Raw genomic sequence first — 22,365 nt, forward strand, 5'->3', positions numbered from 1 at the left:
TGTCATTATGCTGAACACGATGACCAATAAAGCAATTGTGACAAAGGCTCGTGCCATGTACGGCAAACGCATCACCTCAACTCAATACGACGAGATGATAAAATGCCGTTCAGTCAATGATCTTGCTACTTATTTGAAAAATGAAACACATTTTCAAACAATTTTATTTGGAATCAATGAATCGAATATCCATCGTGGTCAATTAGAAAACCTATTAAGACGAGATGTGTTTGACCAGTACACAAAATTGTACCATTTTACAACATCCTCTCATAATGATATGTTTCAATCCGTGATCATGGAAGAGGAGATAAAAGAAATCCTCCGTATGGTATTATTGTTAAAAGCAAAAAATCCACAAAGCTATATTTTGGATTTGCCAGCTTATTTGATTTCTAAAGCACATGTAGATTTAATGGAAATGGCAAAGGTAACTACCTACGATGAATTAATTCAAGTATTAGGGAATACCGAATATGCTGCTATTTTACGAAAATATCAGCCCAACGAAAACCATCCCACTATTAGTTATATTGCATGTGAACACGCATTTTATGAATATTTTTTTGAAAAAACACGGCACATGATCCGACAAGTATATCGTAGCAATGAACAATATGAGCTACTACGCCTACTTGGTATCCGGATTGACCTGTTAAACCTGACCAATATTTATCGTGCAAAAGCTCTGTTCCAAACATCTGAAAAAAATGCTTTGAAACGTGTTTTTCCTTTTTATCGTAAATTATCTGCTCAGAAAATACAGGAAATTGCAGCTTGTGATAGCAAAGAAGCTGTAGAACAAAAAATTTCGAACTGGTTCGGAAAAGTAGGACAGTATGGTATTGAATGGGATTCAAATTCGTATATTGAAAAATTGACCGATCGTATCACCTATCATATATCACGACAATATATTCATACATCTACCCACTCATCCGCAGTATTTTATGCTTTCCATATCCTAAGCCAACTAGAACTTACTAATGTAATCAACATCATTGAGGGGATCCGCTATCAAATCCCACAAGATGAAATTCAAAATTTGATTGTTCGGTAAAGGAGGTGTATGAAGCATGTCAATTGAAAAGATGTCTTTAATGAACATCTATGGTGATATCAATGATTTGGATCAAGTTTTGATCCGTTGCTGCGAAAGCAAACTGTTCCATGCTGAGACAGCACCAACTGGTTCTTCTGGTAATACTGTATTCCGTACTGTCAACGACCCAAATCCTCATATTGGAGCAATGCAAAACATTACTCAGTTATTAAATGATTTATCCATTCCGGAAGTTTATCAAGATTATTCCGATCTGGACATGACGGATGCACAAATTGAAGATTATATTACCCAAGTACAAGGAAAAATAAGAGAGTTTCTTCAAAAACGAAATCAGATAAAAACGGACCTGGATATGCATAATCAGGCAGCTGTCACTGTAAGCCATATGTTTGGTTTAAATTGCAGGATTGATGATATTTTTCAATTAAAATATTCCAAGGCCTGTTTTGGACGGCTCCCAGTAGATAGCTATCCAAAACTTGCATATTTTTCAAAAAAGAACTTTTTTTTCTTTCCCTTTGACCATGATGAATATTACTATTGGGGAATGTATTTTGTTCCGATCAGTGATGCAGATGAGATTGAAAACCTATTTGAATCATTGTACTTTGAAGAAGTTAAAATCCCGGATTATGCTCATGGAAACCCACAGTCAGCAGCAGAGGCGCTCCATAAGCAAATTCAAGAAGAAAAAAACGAGATTGCGAAAATTGATCAGCAATTAGAAGAAGTCAAAAAACAGGAGTTTATTCAGCTACAGCAGGTATATTCCCTCATCAAAGTAAAACATGATTCCTTCCAATTCCGAAAGTATGCTGTTATATTCGACAAACAATTCCGTTTGGAAGGTTTTGTCCCAAAAAGAAAAGTGAAAAAATTTGCCGCACTTTTTGATGATCTTCCAAATGTAATTTGTGAGGATTGTCCAGAAGATACTGATGCAAGGCTAACCCCACCAGTTAAATTGAGAACCAATTGGCTGTTCCGTCCATTTGAAATGTATGTGGAGATGTATGGTCTGCCAGGTTATTATGATTTTAACCCAACTTCCTATATTGGATTGATTTACACCCTATTATTTGGTATGATGTTTGGCGATTTCGGCCAGGGTATCTGTGTCATCCTCGTCGGTATCTTTATGTGGAAGTGGCGCAAGATGATGCTAGGGCAAATATTAACCCGTTGTGGTGTTGCAAGCATGTTCTTCGGCATGTTGTATGGATCGTGCTTTGGCTTTGAAGGGTGTTTCAAACCGCTATTTAACGCCATTGGATTAGGAAATATCTTCCCGTTGGATGTGATGGATTCCAATACCTCGATTTCCATCTTGATCGTTTCGCTTGGAATTGGCGTTGTAATCATTTTAGCTTCTATGATCATCAACATCTATTTAGGATTTAAGAAAAAGGATATGAAGAAGGCGCTTTTCTCCAACAATGGTTTAGCTGGTTTATTGTTCTATGGCGGTATTATTGGAGCAGTTATCCTAATGTTGGTATTAAAAGTAAACGTATTTAATCCTTTCTTCTTAGCAATTGTTGTGATTTTACCATTGGTTTTGATTTTCTTCCAACAACCTTTGGGACAAAAGTTAAACCGTCGCCTGTTTAAAAAGCGTAAAAAAGAAGAGGAAGAAAAATTTAGCGGCGTAGACGCCAGCTTTGAAATGTTTGATATCCTCTTAAGCTATTGTACCAATACCCTTTCCTTCTTAAGGGTAGGAGGTTTCGTATTAAGCCATGCTGCTCTAATGTTGGTTGTTATGACCTTCGCCCATATGGCAGGTAGTTTTGGCAGCCCAATTGTAGTTGTAATTGGTAATATTTTTGTTATGGGTCTGGAAGGTTTGATTGTCGGAATCCAGGTATTAAGGTTGGTTTACTATGAAACCTTTAGCCGTTTCTATGAAAGTGATGGAAAACCTTTTAAACCTTTAACCATTGATTTTAAATACGCCAAAAAAGGTCGTAAAAAATAATGGTGTGAAAACAAAATCAAATAGTTCCCGCTATGCAGGCTGTTTAGCTTGTATGATAGATTATTTTAATATTGAATTTTGGAGGTTTTACTTATGTTAATGTTTGTACTCCCTTTACTCGCTATCGTTTTATTAATGATGCCATTGGTTCCTGTATACGCTGGAATTACCACTGGTAAAAAGGCAAAACACGCTATTATCTTTAATCTATGCGCTTTCGCTGGTATCGTTCTATTGATGATCGTCCTGCCACTGGGTGGTTTTGTATCCGCTGCTACAGACGCTGGCAGTGCGGCGGCTGCTTTAAGCACTGGTGATGGTCTAAAATATTTAGGTGCAGCCCTTTCCACTGGCCTTGCTTCCATCGGTGCAGGTGTTGCAGTAGGCGGTGCTGCTCCAGCAGCAATTGGCGCTTGTAGTGAAGATCCAAAAGCATTTGGTAAATCCATGATTTTCGTTGTAATGGGTGAAGGTATCGCAATCTACGGTTTGGTTATTTCCTTTATGATTCTGTTTATGTAAGCAAAATAAACAATCCCCATCCCAACAAAGTGGATGGGGATGAATCAAGAAATGGAGTATACTATGAAATTTTATTGTATAAGTGATAACATTGATACACAGATGGGGATGCGCCTTACCGGTATTGAAGGGGTTGTTGTCCATGAACCGCAAGAAGTAGAACAAGAAATCACAAAAGCTTGTGGTAACCCAGAAATCGGTATCCTATTAATTTCCGAAAAATTAATGAAGCTTTGCCCAGACTTGATTTATGATTTTAAACTGCATAGGAAATATCCATTATTAGTAGAAATCCCAGACCGCCACGGTACTGCTGATATCAGTGGAACCATCACAAACTATGTTCGTGAAGCAATTGGGGTTAAAATTTAATTTGCGATACAGCCAAATAAGAAGGTGAACAATAAATGGCATACGATAACGAAAAACTGCAAAGATTTGAGCAATCTGTTTTAATGGAAGCCGAGAAAAAAATACAGGAAATCCAAGCTGAAACAGAAAAAATGAAAGAAAATGAATTGGAAAATACTCGCCAAAAAGAATATGATAAGATGTTTTCTGTTATGCAGGAACAGGTACACCAATTGCAGTTAAAATACCGCCAAGAGGTAACCAAAGTAGAATTGGATGGAAAACGGGAGTTGCTCGAATTCCGCAATCAACTAACCGAAAAAATTTTTCAAGAAGCGGAAGAAAAGTTACAAAAATTCACTGATACAAAAGAGTACCAATCCTTTTTGCTTACTTCCATCCAAACAGCGGCAGAAAGTTTTACTGGTCAACCAATGATTATTTCCATACAGGAAAAAGACCTTCCATTGACCGAAAAAATTTGTGAATTGGTACCAACTGCTACTGTCCAGGCAGACCCTGCCAATCAATTAGGTGGTTTCAAGCTGATTCAGCCAGAAAAAAATGTGCTACAAGATGAGACGTTTGCAAACGACCTCGACAAGCAACGTCAGGAATTTTACCGTACCTGCGGCTTGACCATTGCTGTATAACTATAAATAGATGAGGTGATATCATTGGCTAACGTAATTTACTCCATCAATGGCCCTGTTGTCAAAATCAAAGATACGCAGGATTTTTCCATGTTGGAAATGGTATATGTAGGAAAACAAAAAATCATTGGCGAGGTCATCTCTATCAATGATAAAGAAACCACTATTCAAGTATATGAAAGTACCACCGGACTAAAACCAGGCGAACCTGTTTATGGTACAGGGGCTCCATTATCCGCTACTTTGGGTCCTGGTATTATTTCAAATATCTTTGATGGTATTGAGCGCCCTTTGCGGGATATGGCAGAGGAAACCGGAGCGTTTATTGGCATTGGTTCTGATGTATCCTCTTTAGACCTGAAAAAAACATATGATGTAACAATTACTGTATCTGTAGGGGATCACCTAACAGGTGGTGATATTTACGCTACCTGTCCAGAAACCTCCGCAATTGAACACCGCTGCATGCTCTCCCCTATGTTGGAAGGCGATGTCATAGAGGTAAAACCAAATGGTTCTTACACTGTAAATGATACCGTCGTTGTCATCAAAGACGCACAAGGGAATATCCATGAATTAACTCTGTGTCAGAAATGGCCAATCCGTACTGCCCGTCCTGTAAAAGAAAGAAAACCAATCAACCGTCCATTGATTACTGGCCAACGTGTGATTGATACCATGTTCCCAATTGCCAAGGGTGGCGCTGCTGCTATTCCAGGCGGATTTGGTACTGGTAAAACCATGACACAGCACCAGTTGGCAAAATGGTGTGATGCTGACTTAATTGTATATATTGGTTGCGGGGAACGTGGGAACGAGATGACTCAGGTTTTGGAAGAATTCTCCGAATTGATTGACCCACGCACCCAACGTCCTCTCACCGACCGTACTGTATTGATTGCAAATACCTCCAATATGCCAGTTGCTGCCCGTGAGGCTTCTATCTACACTGGTATTACATTGGCAGAATACTACCGTGACATGGGATACCATGTGGCTATCATGGCAGACTCCACTTCCCGTTGGGCAGAGGCTTTGAGGGAAATCTCTGGTCGTTTGGAAGAAATGCCAGCAGAAGAAGGGTTTCCAGCATATCTACCATCCCGTCTATCCCAATTCTATGAACGTGCTGGCTATATGGTAAACTTGAATGATACCGAAGGTTCTGTTACTATTATCGGCGCGGTTTCCCCACAAGGTTCCGACTTCTCCGAACCAGTTACACAAAACACAAAACGTTTTGTACGTTGTTTCTGGGCTTTAGATAAATCCTTGGCTTATGCCCGTCACTATCCAGCAATTAACTGGATGACTAGCTACAGCGAATACGAAGATGATCTGGCAGATTTCTATGCAAAAAATGTTGGGGAAGATTTTTTGGCATTAAAACAACGGACTTCCGCTTTATTGGCGGAGGAATCCAACCTGATGGAAATTGTAAAACTGATTGGGGCAGATGTGCTACCAGATGACCAAAAACTAGTTATTGAAACTGCGAAAGTCATCCGTGTAGGATTCTTACAGCAAAACGCATTCCATAAAGATGATACCTATGTTCCAATGAAAAAACAATTGGAAATGATGAAGGTAATCCTGTATTTATACGATAAAGCAACCGAACTGGTGTTGCGTAATATTCCAATTTCTAATATTATCAGCACAGGTATTTTTGATAAATTAACCCGTATTAAATACGATGTTCCAAATGACCATCTGGAAATGTTTGAGGATTACTACAAAGAAATTGATCAAAAACTTATGGAAAGCGACAAATAATAAGGATTGGAGTGAGGCCCTATGGCGATTCAACACATTGGATTAAAAGAAATTAACGGTCCATTGGTTGTGTTAGATGATGTAGAAGGTGCCAGTTTTGAAGAGCTGGTTCAGCTTCATCTGGAAAACGGCTCGGTTCGTTTAGGCCGTATTGTTCAAATTATGGGAAAACGTGTTGTGGTACAGGTATTTGAAGGCACTGATGGCCTTTCCTTGAATAATACCACCACTGAATTTACAGGACACCCAATGGAAATTGCCCTTTCAAAAGAAATTTTAGGCCGTATTTTTAACGGCGCTGGAAAACCAATTGATGGTTTAGGGGATATTTATGCGGATCAATACGCCGATATCAATGGTCAGCCAATCAATCCGGTTTCCCGTGTCTATCCACAGAACTATATCCGTACAGGAATTTCCGCTATTGATGCCATGATGACATTGATACGTGGTCAAAAGCTTCCTATTTTTTCTGACTCCGGTTTGAGCCATAACAAATTGGCAGTCCAAATTGTACGCCAGGCAAAAATCGCTGAGGACAATGGTCAAGGCTTTGGTATTGTATTCGCGGCAATGGGTGTTAACAACGATGTTGCCGATTACTTTAAAGCAAAATTCCAGGAAAGCGGTGTTTTGGAACGTGTTGCGATGTTTGTAAATCTAGCAAACGATCCAATTATCGAACGTATCTTGACCCCTAGATGTGCTCTTACAGCTGCAGAATATTTGGCATATCAGCACAATATGCACATTCTGGTTATCTTAACTGATATGACATCCTATGCGGAAGCTGTCCGTGAATTCTCCTCTTCCAAAGGTGAAATTCCAGGAAGAAAAGGATTCCCAGGCTATTTGTATTCGGACTTTGCTTCCTTGTATGAACGTGCTGGTATTATCAAAGGGGCATCTGGCTCTGTTACGCAGATCCCTATTTTGACGATGCCGAATGGTGATATTACCCACCCAATCCCTGACTTAACTGGCTATATTACCGAAGGACAAATTGTATTGGACCGTGCCTTAGCCCAACAAGGGATTTACCCACCAATTGCTGTACTACCATCCTTATCCCGTCTGATGAAAGACGGTATCGGGGAAGGGTTTACCCGGGCAGACCATGCGGATGTTTCTAACCAATTGTTCGCTTGCTACGCAAAAGTAAGCGATGCCCGTGCCCTAGCTTCTGTTATCGGGGAAGAAGAATTATCCGAAACCGATAAAGCCTATATGGAATTTGGACGCCAATTTGAACAAAACTTTATCCAACAAGGTGAAAATGAAGACAGGACAATGGAACAAACCCTGGAATTGGGTTGGGACTTACTCTGCCTACTGCCAAAAGAAGAATTGGACCGTATCAATTCTGACCTATTATTCCAGTTCTACGATTCCAGCCGTGCGGATCGTTTCCGTAAAAATAAAAGATTCTAAAAACACGATCCAATGATTGAAGGGAGGTCCATCTATGGCTTTAGCTGTGTTCCCTACTAAGGGTAACTTAATTAATATCAAAAAGTCCCTGAACCTTGCCAGATTGGGTTTTGACTTAATGGACCGCAAAAGAAATATTCTGGTGCGGGAAATGATGTCTTTGATTGACACCGCAAAATCCATCCGTGGTGAAATTGAAAAAACCTATGCGGAAGCTTATTTGGCACTTCAAAAAGCAAATATTACATTGGGCGTGTGTGAAAATATCGCAAACGGAATTGAAATTGAAACGGGGGTACATATTACCTACCGTAGCGTTATGGGTGTGGAAATTCCAAAAGTTACATTGGAATCTACCCTTTCCCCCAACGCTTATGGTTTTACAGGAACCAACTCCCAATTGGATATTGCTTATATTAAATTTGAAAAAGCAAAACAAATAAGTATTGTATTGGCTGAAATTGAAAATAGTGTTTACCGTCTAGCAAATGCGATTAAAACTACCCAACGCCGAGCAAACGCATTAAAAAATATTAATATTCCACAATTTGAAGAAACCGTTAAATTTATCTCCGATGCTTTGGAGGAAAAAGAACGGGAAGAATTCAGCCGAATGAAAGTAATTAAACGCACAAAAGAACAACAAGAACAAATGAGCTAGTAAAAAAACACCATTGAAATCAATGGTGTTTTTTTCTATAATCATGGTGGAAAATATATATCATAAGGTATCATTTTAATATTAAAATGATACCTTATATTTTTACTACTACAAAAAATATATTGATTTACAGATTTAATTTTTCTGTTAATGGATACCTTTATATACTGGAGACTATGTGAATCTATAAAGAAATCTTATATCAAAGAAGATATAATATAAGCCTCGTATACTTATTTTCTTATACATAGGCATAGAAAAAAGCTTAGATGAAATAAATTATCATCTAAGCTTTTTTATGAATTATTCAGCTTCAAATTGGTCTTTGCCTACACCACATAATGGGCAAACAAAATCATCTGGAAGATCTTCAAAAGCTGTTCCAGCAGCGATACCTGCATCTGGTTCGCCTACTTCTGGGTCATATACATAACCACATACAGTACATACATATTTTGCCATAATTAATTTCTCCTTTCAATGAAATAATAATGATTATTATTATATGATATTATTATCATACTGTAATTTCAATTAAATTTCATTGTTATTTTATGAATCAATTAAAACTATTTATTAATTGATTCTATTAATTTAAAAATTTTATTTTGAGGACGGTTTTGCTTTTTCCAAAGAACGTTTTAAATACTGCCCTGTATAGGAATCAACACACTCCGCCACTTCTTCCGGTGTTCCATTAGCTACTATTTCTCCACCCCGGGTTCCACCTTCAGGACCCAAGTCAATAATATGATCCGCAACTTTGATGACATCTAAATTGTGTTCAATGACTAAGACAGTATTCCCAGCATCCACTAGTTTTTGCAATACTTGGATTAATCGGTGTACATCCGCTGTGTGAAGCCCTGTGGTAGGCTCATCCAAAATATAGATGGTTTTTCCTGTAGAGCGTTTGGCAAGTTCAGTAGCCAATTTGACGCGTTGTGCTTCCCCACCAGAAAGGGTAGTAGCTGGCTGGCCTATTTTTACGTAACCCAACCCCACTTCAAACAATGTTTTTAATTTGCGATGGATACGGGGAATATTTTCAAAGAAGTACATCCCCTCTTCCACCGTCATCTCCAGCACATCATGAATACTCTTTCCTTTATATTTTACCTCTAACGTTTCACGATTATACCGTTTCCCTTTACAAACTTCACAGGGTACAAAAATATCAGGTAAAAAATGCATTTCAATCTTGACAATGCCATCTCCCTGACAAGCTTCACACCGTCCTCCACGGACATTAAAGCTAAATCTGCCAGCATTATATCCCCTCATTTTTGCATCCGCTGTTTGGGCAAATAATTCCCTGATATCATTAAATACCCCGGTATAGGTTCCAGGATTTGACCTTGGTGTACGTCCAATCGGGCTTTGGTCAATATCAATCACTTTATCCAGATATTCAAGACCGTCTACCTTACCGTGTTTTCCAGCATGAAGCCGTGCACGGTTTAATTTAGCAGCTAAATGTTTATATATAATTTCATTTACTAAAGAGGATTTTCCAGAACCAGAAACCCCGGTGACACAGACAAAACACCCTAACGGAATTTTTACAGTAATATCCTTCAGGTTATTTTCAGCGCATCCTGTAAAGGTCAAGAAATTGCCATTTCCTTTCCTGCGTTCTTTCGGCACAGGAATTTGCTTTTTCCCAAACAGATATTGTGCTGTAATGGATTCTTCGCAGGTTTTCAACTGGTCAATCGTTCCGGAGAATACAATTTCTCCTCCATGAATCCCTGCTCCAGGTCCTACATCAACGAGATAATCCGCCGCCAGCATAGTATCTTCGTCATGTTCTACCACAATCAAGGTATTTCCAATATCACGAAGATGCTTCAACGTACCAATCAGTTTATCATTATCCCTTTGGTGCAATCCAATACTAGGTTCATCCAAAATATATAACACCCCTACCAAAGAGGAACCAATTTGGGTTGCTAACCGGATACGCTGACTTTCTCCACCGGATAATGTCCCTGCGGAACGGGAAAGAGTCAAATACTCTAGTCCTACGCTGCAAAGGAATTGCAGCCGTTCCCGGATTTCCTTTAATACAGCGTCCGCAATCATGTGGTCACGCTCTGATAACTCTAATTGCTGGATAAAATCCAACAATTCTGTTATGCTCATCTTGGTGATTTCACTGATATTTCTTCCTCCAACCGTAACCGCCAAGGCTTCTGGTTTTAACCGTTCTCCATGGCAGGAAGGACATTCAATATCATTCATATAATTAGCGATTTCTTCTTTGGCATAATCGCTGTTACTCTCTTTGTAACGCCGTTCCAGATTATTGATAATTCCTTCAAATGGAGCGGAATATGTGCCAGTTCCATAACCATTGGTACGGGTCATTTCCAGCTTTTTTTTGCCAGTGCCATAAAAAATAACGTCTACTGCTTTTTTTGGAAGATCTTGAAATGGGGTATCCAAAGAAAAGCCATAAGTCTGTGCCAATGCCTCAAAATACATATTGGCGATGGACCCTCTATCCCCAAAAGACCATCCAGAAGCTTTCAGTGCACCTTGTGAAATAGACAGCTCTTTATTGGGAACAATTAAATCCGGATCTACTTTCATAAAAGTCCCTAACCCAGTACATTTTTCACAGGCACCATATGGATTATTAAATGAAAACATTCTTGGAGAAAGTTCTTCAATACTAATACCATGCTCTGGGCAAGCATAGTTTTGGGAAAACAATATCTCTTCCCCATCCACTACATCCACGATAATCAATCCCCCGGATAAATTTGAGGCAATCTCCAAACTATCTGTTAAGCGGGATTTGATTTCTGGTTTGATCACCAATCGGTCAACAATAATCTCAATGTGGTGCTTAATATTTTTCTCCAGTTTAATTTCTTCCGAAAGGTCATAGATGTTACCATCGACACGGACACGGACAAACCCGCTTTTTCTAGCGGCTTCAAACTCTTTTACGTGCTCCCCTTTCCTTCCTCTAACAATTGGGGCCATTATTTGGATTTTTGTCCGCTCTTCCAGCTTCATTACCTGGTCAACAATCTGGTCAATTGTCTGCTGCTTAATTTCACGGCCACAAATGGGACAATGAGGAATCCCTATCCTAGCATACAGCAAACGAAGATAGTCATAAATTTCAGTGACAGTACCCACAGTGGAACGAGGGTTCTTAGAGGTTGTTTTTTGGTCAATCGAAATTGCTGGGGATAAGCCTTCAATTTCATCCACATCTGGTTTTTCCATTTGCCCCAAAAATTGTCTTGCATAAGAAGAAAGGCTTTCCACATATCTCCGCTGGCCATCAGCATAAATGGTATCAAATGCCAAAGAGGATTTTCCAGAACCGGATAATCCAGTAAATACAACTAATTTATCCCTAGGAATCGTCACGTCCACATTTTTTAAATTGTGCTCACGAGCACCTTTGATGATGATTTTATCTTTCCCCACAGAAACACCTCAGCTCTTTTTAATTTCTTCAATACGGTCCCTCAAATAGATTGCATGTTCAAATTCTAATAATTTTGCCGCATTTTTCATTTCAATGGTCAGTTTTTCAATCAATGCGTCTTTTTCTTTTTTAGATAATTTTTTCTTTTTCGTTGTAGGTTCGGTTTCTTCTTTGGTAGAAATTTCGAGAATTTCACGTACATCTTTTTTAATGGTAGTAGGAACAATTCCATGTTCCTGATTATATGCCATCTGGATTTCTCGCCTACGTAAAGTCTCGGTTATTGCACGTTCCATAGAACCGGTTACCTGGTCCGCATACATAATTACCTTGCCCTCTGCATTTCGGGCAGCACGTCCAATTGTCTGAATCAAGGAAGTTTCAGAACGTAGGAATCCTTCTTTATCCGCATCCAAAATACAAACGAGGGATACCTCAGGAATATCCAATCCTTCCCGCAATAGGTTAATTCCTACCAGTACATCGAATTCCCCTAAACGAAGATCCCGGATAATCTCCATACGTTCAATCGTATCCACACCATAGTGCATATAGTGAACTTTAACACCTGATTGTTCCAGGAAATCCGTTAAATCCTCCGCCATTTTTTTCGTCAAAGTGGTGACCAAAACACGTTCCTTCTTTTCAATGCGTTGGTTGATTTCAAACAGTAAATCCTCAATCTGGCCTTCAATTGGTTTTACAGTAATTTCTGGATCCAATAATCCAGTTGGACGAATTACCTGCTGTACAATCTGAGTAGAATGGTCTTTTTCAAAATCCCCAGGGGTTGCACTAACATAAATAGCCTGATTCACCTTACTGTAAAATTCATCAAAATTCAACGGTCTGTTATCATAAGCAGACGGTAGACGGAACCCATAATCAATCAAGGTCTTTTTCCTCGCATGGTCACCAAAATACATTCCTTTTACCTGCGGAAGGGTAACATGGGATTCATCCACAATCAATAAAAAATCATCTGGAAAGTGGTCCATCAAGGTATATGGGGTAGCGCCTTCTGGACGTCCAGATAAAACTCTGGAATAGTTTTCGATTCCCTTACAAAAACCGATTTCCTCTAGCATTTCAATATCATACATGGTACGCTGTTTAATTCTTTGTGCCTCCAACAGCATTTCATTCTCAGTAAAATAAGCAACCCGTTCATCTAGCTCTTTTTCCAGGTTACGGAGCGCATCATGCATTTGCTCTGGAGGGATAATATAATGAGAAGAAGGATAAATCGCAATGTGGGAAACCCTCTGTTTCACTTCCCCAGTTAAAGCGTTGATCTCACTGATTCGATCAATCTCATCACCAAAAAATTCGACGCGGATGGCGGTATCACTGGAATAAGCAGGGAATATCTCCACCACATCTCCCCGAACACGGAATTTATTACGGACAAAATTAATATCATTCCGCTCATATTGAATTTCCACCAATTTTTCAAGTAATTCATCCCTGGATTTTTCCAAGCCTTCTCGTAAAGAAATTACCATGCTGCGGTAATCAATCGGGTTACCCAAACTGTAAATACAAGACACACTTGCTACAATAATAACATCTCGGCGTTCTGCCAAAGCACAAGTGGCGGAGTGGCGTAATTTATCAATTTCATCATTGATAGCACTATCTTTTTCAATATAGGTATCTGTACTGGGAACATAGGCTTCTGGCTGATAGTAATCGTAATAAGAGACAAAGTACTCCACCGCATTTTCTGGAAAAAACTCTTTAAATTCCGAGCAAAGCTGAGCTGCCAAAGTTTTGTTGTGTGCCAGTACCAATGTTGGTTTATTCACCTGTGCAATTACATTTGCCATGGTAAAAGTTTTACCAGAACCAGTTACCCCTAATAAGGTTTGTTCTTTATCCCCTCTTTGAAGTCCTTGAACTAATTTGGCAATCGCTTCTGGCTGGTCTCCTGTTGGCTGATATGGAGAAACCAGTTTAAACTTATTTTGATTCGTCATAGGTAAATCTCCTGTTTATTTTATCACAACTGGTTCGTAAAATTTTTACAAATAATAATCCTATTTATTCAGACTTACTACTTTAAAAGAACAAATGTTTGTTATATCCATATTACTACGTATTCTTTGTTTTGTCAATGTTTTAGTATACCATAAAAACCTCATTTTTACAATAAAACCAGCCTTTCTATGATAAAATGACATTATCATTTATTCTTAAAGGAATCCTATGAAAAGTGATAATAAAAGCGTTTATTGTGTAGATAAAAATTCCAGCCATTATTATTGTACCAATCACATCTCCTAATCATATAACTTTTACAGTAGATACACTAATTTCTACTTGTTATTTTTATCTTAAATAATTACAACATACAATCCATGATAAGATTTTTTCTTACCAATACTGTCAACGAATAATGAAATAATCTCCTAAGCAAAACAAATTAAGAAATATTGATTATAAAAAATTGTGCGATTCGCTCTATCAAGCAGCTTCTTAAATATTTGAATCGCATCACCTTGAATTTCTACACAAATGCACTTAATTAAAAGGAGGGAAACCATTTTGATTCCCTCCTAATTATCTATTCTTCTAATAAGCAAACACAATGCGCCGCAATGCCTTGTTTTTCTCCAGTAAAACCAAGACCCTCTTCTGTTGTCGCTTTTATATTAATGCGGTTTTTAGGAATATTCAAATCAACAGAAAGATTTGCCATCATATGATCAATAAAAGGACGAAGTTTTGGAGCCTGAGCTAAAATAGTAAGGTCAATATTACTGATTTGAAATCCATGCTTTTTTAATAAATTTACAACATGTTGAAGCAGCTTCATACTATCTGCCCCAGCATAAGCAGGATCTGTGTCTGGAAAATGTAGTCCAATATCACCTAATCCAGCTGCACCCAATAAAGCATCCATTACGGCATGAACCGCTACATCCGCATCGGAATGTCCTAACAAACCGGTTTCATGAGGGATTTCTACACCACATAAGATTAATTTTCTCCCCTTTACCAAGCGATGTACATCATATCCATGTCCTATTCGCACTGCTCTTCCCCCTTTGCAAAGCTCTCTGCTAAAACAATATCTTCTGGAGTAGTAATTTTAATATTGGCGTAACTTGCTGTTACAATATGGACGGGAAATCCATATTGTTCAATTAGTTGGCAATCGTCTGTAAAATCCCATTGGTTTTGTTGCGCTTTCTCAACAGCTTTTTTGTAAAGCTCCATCTGAAATACCTGTGGTGTTTGGGTTAAATACAAACTACTTCTTGGGGGAGTAAATTGTATGATACCATCTTCTACGATTTTAATCGTATCTTTTACAGGTGCTCCCAAAGTAGCTGCGCCATATTTTTTTGCAATTTGAATCACTTGTTGAATTTCCTCTATCTGTACAAATGGCCGAGCAGCATCATGGATTGCCACCAAATCACTTTTTGGATTGCAGCATGATAAGCCAGACAAAACTGATTGCTGACGGCTATCTCCACCTTGGGTGACAACTGTATTTTTCAGTTTGTATTGCTGAACAAGCTGTTCAGCATAAGGGATATCTTCTTTTCCAACTACAATTATGGTTTCACACACCTCATCAATCTGTTGAAATTTTGTTACACTGCGTATTACAACTGGAACTCCACCAATTTTTAAAAATTGTTTTTTAATTCCCTCCATGCGGGAAGAATTTCCCGCTGCTACAATAATGACGGATACCATTTTATTGCCTCCTTATTTGTAAAAAGCAGAAAGGCCTTCATCCGAAAATGATAAGGCCTTTTTTCCTATTTTATTGGAACAATTTCTAACCAATAACCATCCGGGTCACTGATAAAATAAATGCCCATGCCAGGGTTTTCATAACAAATACAGCCCATTTCTTGATGTAACTTATGGGCAGCATCAAAATCATCCACATAAAAGGCCAGATGGAATTCATTTTCCCCCAAGTTATATGGCTCTTTACGGTCACGCAACCAAGTTAATTCTAACTGATGTGGGGTAGCACCATCTCCTAAATATACCAAAATAAAGGATTCATCTTGGGCAACTTTTCTCCTCACTTCGGTTAATCCAAGGGCTCTTTGATAAAATTCTAAACTTTTTTGTAGATTTAGTACATTGATATTGTTGTGGGCAAATTTAAAATCCATTGTATTACTCCTTATTTTTCTATGTTTTTTTCTTTATCCCAATTATTTTGTAACCAATCAGAACAACTGCGAAATAAAACTTATTTTTCTTATTACAATCACGAAAGTTATGTCTCTTTTATGATTGTTTTTATCATACCATATGAGGTATTAAAAATCAATTTAAATTATTCGTTAAAATGCTAAATAAATAATGTATTTTTTTTAAACTAAAATGCAATATGATATTGAAAAATCGTTTAAAAAAGACTATAATATAGGTTGTCGAAAATTTCACAAAAAAGGAGATGGTATTTCATGGACTATAGTTTTCTGTTATATGTAGCTATTATCCTGCTCAGTACCAAAGTTCTTGGCCTTATTACCAGAAGATTTAAAATGCCTCAAGTAGTGGGTGCATTGCTGGCTGGTTTGATTTTAGGCCCTGCTGTATTAAATATTTTACATGAAGACATTTTTATCACCCAAGTTTCCGAATTAGGCGTTATCGTATTGATGTTTACCGCTGGTATGGAAACAGACATCAAAGAGCTGAAAAAATCGGGGAAAGCCTCTTTTGTAATTGCGTTATTAGGGGTTATCGTTCCTTTGGCAGGTGGATTCCTCGTGGCACATTTCTTCAATTCCCCAGAATTTTCTGAAGGAGCAACAGCTAGTACGTTATTGCAAAACATCTTTATTGGCATTATCTTAACAGCAACATCGGTAAGTATTTCTGTAGAGACATTAAAGGAAATGGGCAAATTAAATACCCGTGCTGGTAATGCGATCTTAGGGGCTGCTGTAATTGATGATATTTTAGGTATTATTGCATTAACAATTATTACAAGTATGGCAGATTCCTCTATCAATATTGGAATCGTATTGTTAAAAATCCTATTGTTTTTTGTATTTGTTGTGGTTGCAGGAATTCTATGTTATTTCTTGTTCAAAAAATACATGGAACACTATCAAAAAGACTTACGACGTTTTGTTATTATCTCGTTTGTATTCTGCCTGTTATTATCCTATTGTGCAGAAGAATTCTTTGGTGTAGCAGATATTACTGGAGCGTTTATCGCAGGTGTAGCTATTTCTAATACTCCACGATCAAAATATATTGCTTCCCGCTTTGAAACTTTATCTTATACCTTATTATCCCCAATTTTCTTTGCAAGTATTGGGATTAAAGTAGTACTTCCTGCAATGTCAAGTACAATTATTATTTTCTCCATTTTACTCGCAATTATTGCAACCATTACCAAAATTATTGGTTGTGGATTAGGAGCGAAAATTTGTAAATATACCAACCGCGAATCCATTCAAATTGGTATGGGTATGATTTCACGTGGTGAGGTTGCGTTGATTGTAGCAACCAAAGGAGCTGCTTTAGGATTGTTGTCCAACACTTTATTGGGGCCTGTTATTATTACTGTTGTGGTTACAACAATTATTTCCCCAATTCTATTAAAACTAGTATTCCGCTCCAAATCTGGAGATGATGATAGCCGTGAAGAAAGCCAGTTAGCAAAAGGATATGAAAAAGTATTGGATTACACTACTACAGAACGTAATTCCTAGAATTTTTTAATATAAATAAAGAAAACGGATGTCCATTTTGGACATCCGTTTTCTTTATTTATTATCTATGGATATTGGGATCATATACCCACACTCTTCTTTTAACTGCCATATCTTTTTTATATCTGTTCCTGGAACATTATAATCTCTTTTTAACATTATTATAGGATTGTCTAATTTATCTTTCTCTTTCGATTCAAAATAAACTAAGGCTTGTAAGGTATAGTCAATAAGTATCTCTAATTTCTGACTATCCCTTATTTTAGAGTCATAATTTGCAATATCAATCTTTGTTATTGGTACTTTGAATGATATTAAAAAATTATTTTCACAATTTTTTCACAAAACTATCTGCTATATCATGGTCCCTATAACAATTTAATAAAGTTTTTAATATTTCTGGTGAACCGAACTAACCTCTACAATAATCTTTTAAAAATTAACTAACAAGTAAATATCCATTTAGGTTAAAATTATAAGTAGATACTTTTCCTATTCCAAATCTCTTTAATATCATACGATCGCAACAATCCCAGGACAATTTATTAATATACACTTTTTTATTATACCGTTCCATAAAAATTTGATTGTTTTTAAATGTAAATTTAAACCCTAACCCCTTTAAATATTTAGAAAGATTATTTTCAGTAGTTAAAACTTGTGGTAAAGTAGAAATTCCCTCTTTTTTAATAGATTCTACATCCCTTCTTTGGTTCTATATGATGAATGATAATGCTATCAACAGTTTTTAATTCATGACAGTTACAAAATTTCTTTAAGTTTTGTAAATTTATTTGCCTTGGATTATTTATATTCTCTTTAATATAATGTTGAATTTGTTCTATATCCATGTTGAAGATATATGCAATTGATTGATACAAATCGTCTTTACTTAAAGTATTCAAAATCATTTTTATCACCTAGATTTCTTATCCAACTACAACTTTTAACATTCTTTGTTGAGAAGGATTACGGTTTCTATATGTAACGTGCGGGAAAATAAGTCAACAGGAGTAATTTTTTGTACCTGATAACCTTTCTCATCCAACATTTTACAATCTCGTGCTGCTGTAGCGGGATTGCAAGAAATCATAACAATCCGCTCTGGAGCCATATGGCAAACACTATCCAGCACCTGTTGGCTACATCCTTTTCTTGGTGGATCCAGCAAAACCACATCGGGGTGAATTTTTTCCTGCTCTAAAACCTGCACTGCTTGAGAAGCGTCCCCACACAAAAATCTTGTGTTCGATAATTCCATAGATTCTGCATTCTTTTTCGCATTTTCCACTGCCTCTGGAACAACTTCTACTCCAATGAGAGTTCCAATTTGATCCGCCATAGATAATCCAATGGTTCCTGCACCACAGTATAAATCAATTACAGTTTCCCCTCCAGATAAACCTGCATATTCTTTTGCAATACCATAAAGCCGCTCTGCCTGATTATGGTTAACTTGATAAAAGGACAGCGGAGATAGTTCTACTGGAACCCCACAAAGTTGGTCTAAAATCGTATCCTTTCCATAAATTGTGGTACAGTGTTTTCCCAAAATAACATTGGTTTTATCCTTATTGCAGTTAATGATAATGCTGGTAATCTGAGGGTTACAATCTAATAAACGTTGAATTAAGATATCCTGATGATGGAGAAAATGCTTGGTTAACACCAAACAGACCATAATTTCACCTGATACTTCCCCTCGGCGCAAGTAAATATTCCGTACAATTCCCTGATGTTTTAACTCATCATAAACAGGAATTTGAAATTCATTGATAAAATTCAACACACAATCTACAATTGGTTGAAATTCTTCCGGTTGTAGTAAACAATTATCACAGGATACAACTCGATGGCTTCGGTTTGCGAAAAAGCCTGCTACAGCCTTACCATCTTTTCGTGTAACTGGAAACTGTGCTTTATTCCGGTAATGGTTTACCTGTAGATTTTCTACTAACGGAGATACCTGACAAGAAATTCCTCCAATTCTTTCAAAACAATCAGAAACCATCTTATGCTTTAACTGGCATTCCGATTCATAGGAAATATGGCGTAAAGCACATCCCCCGCATTGACGAAAATAAGGGCAATCCACTTCAATTCGGTCAGGAGAAGCTGTAATAAAAGAATCCACAATCCCAAAACCATAATTTTTTAATACTTTTACTATCCTTACATTGATTTTATCCCCTTTTGCTGTCATAGGGACAAAAATAACAAAATCATCAATTTTTCCTACACCATTACCATCGCTATTTAAATCAATAATTTCCATAGGTAAAACCATATTCTTTTTTAATTTTTCCATTTATGCCTTCCTTTATCTTGATTACAACTCGATTTATTTAAAACTAAGCTCTTATATCATAAAACAATGTATTTTAAGCCTTTTTTCAGTATAACGGATATTTCTTTTAATTACAATACAAAATCCTGCCGTGAATCCTAAAAATTCACGGCAGGATCGAAAAAATCAAAGGTAACCATTAACCATGTACACTACACGTTCCAGGCTTATTATCCTTTTTGTAGTAACCTGTTGCTGTAGATGGACAGCCCGAAGTAGCTATCATCCCTGTCTCTGTACAATAAGTTGCTTCCACTACATCACTGCTTAGTTGAAAACTCTTATTTTGACTATCAGATAAAATATCACTCATAATTGTTTTCCAGGCAGCAACTTGCTTCTTTAACCCTTTATTCTTTGTAATATCATAGTTTTGCTCATAGCCAAACCAAATACCAGCAATATAATCCGGTGTTAATCCCACAAAAGTAGAGTCAAAATCGTCATTGGTAGTACCAGTTTTACCTAGGATTTCAATTCCATTAATATCACCAATCGCACGGGCTGTACCACTGGAACCTACTACAACCTGGCGCAATAAGCGATTCATAATCGTAGCAGTATCCTCACTGATCACCTGATTGGTGCTCAAATCTTTTTTCAGAACCTCATCTCCAGCAGCATTTGTTACACTGGTATAGGTATGGGATTCCGTAAAGTAGCCGCCATTCCCGAAAATTTGGTAAGCATTTGTCAACTCGTCTAAATGGACACCATTGCTCAAAGAACCCAAACTCATTGGTGCTAAGTTAGCATCAGCAGATTCAGTTAAATCGGTAAAACCTAAACTTTTTGTCAAAAAGTCATAACTTTTTTTAGGAGTTAATGTTTGATCTAATTTAATTGGAATACGGTTTAATGACATCTCAACTGCTTTTTGGATTGTTACACTGCCATAACTTTTTCCACCAAAGTTCTGTGGCTCCCACATGGTTCCATCTGGCTGTTCAATCGAAATTGGCTCATCCTGCATGATACTGGAGTAATGGCACAAATCTTCCTCAATTGCCAAAGAATAAATACTCAATGGCTTTATAGCGGAACCTGGAGACCGTTGCCCTTGTACTGCACGGTTAATAACGCTTCTATCTCCAGGAGGCTTTTCTCCAATTCCCCCAACTACTGCTTTCATGGCACCATTATAATCATATAGTACCATAGCGGATTGGAACGGATTCCCTCCATTTTCAGCGCGGTCCGTTGATTCCTTTATAATATCATAGTTCGCAAAAGTAGAACTTTCCTGATAATGCTGTTCCAATTTTTTCTGAGCATTTACATCCATTGTTGTATGGATAATATAACCGCTAGTTTTTATCTTTGCTTCTGCTGTTTCCTTATCATAACCGTATTCTTCCATAAGGTCATTGCGCACCTCATTAATTACAGCATCTACAAAATAGCTTTGATAATTGGAACCATCCATATTTCCAGTTACTTGTCCTTGGTTTACTTCCACAGGAGTAGCAATAGCATTCTGGTAATCCGCCTCTTCAATCAGACCTTGATCATACATATTTTTCAAAATCCAATCGCGGCGCTCCTTGTTTTTTTCTGGATTATGAATTGGTTCATAGGTAGAAGGGCTTCTGGTAATTGCTGCAATGGAAGCACATTCTGGCAGAGTTAACTCTGAAACATCTTTATTAAAATATAACTTTGCTGCGGCACCTACGCCTTCGTAGTCACCATTCTTTCCACCAATCGTAATAATATTTAAATATGCCTGTAGAATTTCATCTTTGGAATAGGTACGCTCCAAACTCATAGCATTAAAAATTTCCCGGACTTTTCTCCCCGCACTATGAGCATTGTCATTGGTAATATTTTTTACAAGCTGTTGGGTAATTGTAGAACCACCCTGTTCGGTATCCCAGAAATGCAAAATCATATTGGCGAATGCCAAAAATGTACGTTTAAAGTCCACTCCTTCGTGTTCATAAAAACGCTTGTCTTCAATTGCGATAAAAGCATTTTTCAGATCTTCCGGGCAATCCTGAATATCCACCCAAATACGTTTGGTGCCAGTAGAAAGTTTAGAGACTTCTATCTCACCATCCGGGTTTGCGGGATCTGGCGCCATAATGGTTGTAATTCCAGCTGTTTGAATATCCTCTTTTGCTAAACTAATGGTAGAATCTGTTTCGGTTGCTTTCATAACGTAAACAGTCAATGCAGTAACTACAATACTGCCTGTAATAATACAAATCAAAAACAAACAAACAACAGCCTTTCCAATAAAAGCGGCAATGCGTTTTCCTTTACTACGCTGATGTTTTTGTTTTTTTGGCTTTTTGCTCGATTGTTTTTTCTGGACATCTGAACTATAGATATCTTTTGAGCTCATCGAGTATAACGCCTCCTTTTCTCAGGTTAAACTGTCGGCAATGCATCCCTCCAGGTGCATTTTCTATCGTTGGTCAA

The 22,365-nt window shown here is 37.5% G+C and carries 17 protein-coding genes; 9 read left to right on the plus strand and 8 right to left on the minus strand.

Going from position 1 to position 22,365, the window contains the following annotated elements:
* The first annotated feature begins 7 nt into the window (after positions 1–7).
* From BQ2683_RS02735 to BQ2683_RS02770, 8 genes are all read left to right on the plus strand, one after another.
* A complete protein-coding gene (locus BQ2683_RS02735) occupies positions 8–1,060 on the plus strand; it encodes a V0D/AC39 family V-type ATPase subunit (RefSeq protein WP_069987234.1) in 1,053 nt (350 codons plus the stop codon).
* 16 nt (positions 1,061–1,076) lie between these two features.
* Entirely contained in the window at positions 1,077–3,044 is a 1,968-nt protein-coding gene (locus tag BQ2683_RS02740; RefSeq protein ID WP_069987235.1) for a V-type ATP synthase subunit I, read from the plus strand.
* Between the two features lie 93 nt (positions 3,045–3,137).
* Complete coding sequence (locus BQ2683_RS02745) at positions 3,138–3,566, plus strand: ATP synthase subunit C (protein WP_069987236.1); 429 nt, start codon at positions 3,138–3,140, stop codon at positions 3,564–3,566.
* A gap of 63 nt (positions 3,567–3,629) precedes the next feature.
* Complete coding sequence (locus BQ2683_RS02750; protein WP_069987987.1) at positions 3,630–3,938, plus strand: V-type ATP synthase subunit F; 309 nt, start codon at positions 3,630–3,632, stop codon at positions 3,936–3,938.
* Positions 3,939–3,973: 35 nt separating this feature from the next.
* The gene (locus BQ2683_RS02755; protein WP_069987237.1) at positions 3,974–4,570 is read left to right on the plus strand and encodes a V-type ATP synthase subunit E; all 597 of its coding nucleotides are present in this window, start codon (positions 3,974–3,976) and stop codon (positions 4,568–4,570) included.
* A 24-nt stretch (positions 4,571–4,594) separates the two neighbouring features.
* Entirely contained in the window at positions 4,595–6,346 is a 1,752-nt protein-coding gene (locus BQ2683_RS02760; protein ID WP_069987238.1) for a V-type ATP synthase subunit A, read from the plus strand.
* Positions 6,347–6,367: 21 nt separating this feature from the next.
* The gene (locus BQ2683_RS02765) at positions 6,368–7,777 is read left to right on the plus strand and encodes a V-type ATP synthase subunit B (RefSeq protein ID WP_069987239.1); all 1,410 of its coding nucleotides are present in this window, start codon (positions 6,368–6,370) and stop codon (positions 7,775–7,777) included.
* 34 nt (positions 7,778–7,811) lie between these two features.
* Complete coding sequence (locus tag BQ2683_RS02770; protein ID WP_069987240.1) at positions 7,812–8,438, plus strand: V-type ATP synthase subunit D; 627 nt, start codon at positions 7,812–7,814, stop codon at positions 8,436–8,438.
* 303 nt (positions 8,439–8,741) lie between these two features.
* On the opposite strand, the gene rd is transcribed toward BQ2683_RS02770, so the two are convergent.
* The 6 genes from rd to BQ2683_RS02800 form a co-directional block, all read right to left on the minus strand.
* A complete protein-coding gene (gene rd / locus BQ2683_RS02775; RefSeq protein WP_069987241.1) occupies positions 8,742–8,900 on the minus strand; it encodes a rubredoxin in 159 nt (52 codons plus the stop codon).
* Positions 8,901–9,041: 141 nt separating this feature from the next.
* Positions 9,042–11,888: an excinuclease ABC subunit UvrA gene (uvrA, locus tag BQ2683_RS02780; RefSeq protein WP_069987242.1), complete on the minus strand. Its 2,847-nt coding sequence runs from the start codon at positions 11,886–11,888 to the stop codon at positions 9,042–9,044.
* A 9-nt stretch (positions 11,889–11,897) separates the two neighbouring features.
* Positions 11,898–13,868, minus strand: coding sequence for an excinuclease ABC subunit UvrB (uvrB, locus tag BQ2683_RS02785; RefSeq protein WP_069987243.1), 1,971 nt, complete (start codon positions 13,866–13,868; stop codon positions 11,898–11,900).
* A 587-nt stretch (positions 13,869–14,455) separates the two neighbouring features.
* Positions 14,456–14,926, minus strand: a complete 471-nt coding sequence (ispF, locus tag BQ2683_RS02790; protein WP_069987244.1) for a 2-C-methyl-D-erythritol 2,4-cyclodiphosphate synthase — start codon at positions 14,924–14,926, stop codon at positions 14,456–14,458.
* Positions 14,917–15,600 carry a 2-C-methyl-D-erythritol 4-phosphate cytidylyltransferase gene (gene ispD / locus BQ2683_RS02795; RefSeq protein ID WP_069987245.1) on the minus strand — a complete coding sequence of 228 codons (684 nt, stop codon included), beginning with the start codon at positions 15,598–15,600 and terminating at the stop codon, positions 14,917–14,919. The genes ispF and ispD overlap by 10 nt, the downstream gene beginning before the upstream one ends.
* A gap of 65 nt (positions 15,601–15,665) precedes the next feature.
* A complete protein-coding gene (locus BQ2683_RS02800) occupies positions 15,666–16,034 on the minus strand; it encodes a VOC family protein (RefSeq protein WP_069987246.1) in 369 nt (122 codons plus the stop codon).
* A 297-nt stretch (positions 16,035–16,331) separates the two neighbouring features.
* Here BQ2683_RS02800 and BQ2683_RS02805 point away from each other — a divergent pair, with 297 nt between their 5' ends.
* Positions 16,332–17,594, plus strand: a complete 1,263-nt coding sequence (locus BQ2683_RS02805; RefSeq protein WP_069987247.1) for a cation:proton antiporter — start codon at positions 16,332–16,334, stop codon at positions 17,592–17,594.
* A gap of 946 nt (positions 17,595–18,540) precedes the next feature.
* On the opposite strand, the gene rlmD is transcribed toward BQ2683_RS02805, so the two are convergent.
* Both rlmD and BQ2683_RS02820 read right to left on the minus strand, forming a co-directional pair.
* On the minus strand, positions 18,541–19,902 hold the full coding sequence (gene rlmD, locus BQ2683_RS02815) for a 23S rRNA (uracil(1939)-C(5))-methyltransferase RlmD (protein WP_069987249.1): 1,362 nt from the start codon (positions 19,900–19,902) through the stop codon (positions 18,541–18,543).
* Positions 19,903–20,080: 178 nt separating this feature from the next.
* Entirely contained in the window at positions 20,081–22,288 is a 2,208-nt protein-coding gene (locus BQ2683_RS02820) for a transglycosylase domain-containing protein (protein WP_069987250.1), read from the minus strand.
* Positions 22,289–22,365 lie beyond the last annotated feature (77 nt).

Origin of the sequence: Massilioclostridium coli (genome assembly GCF_900095865.1) — a bacterium.
In the GTDB taxonomy this organism is placed as follows: domain Bacteria; phylum Bacillota; class Clostridia; order Oscillospirales; family Ruminococcaceae; genus Massilioclostridium; species Massilioclostridium facile.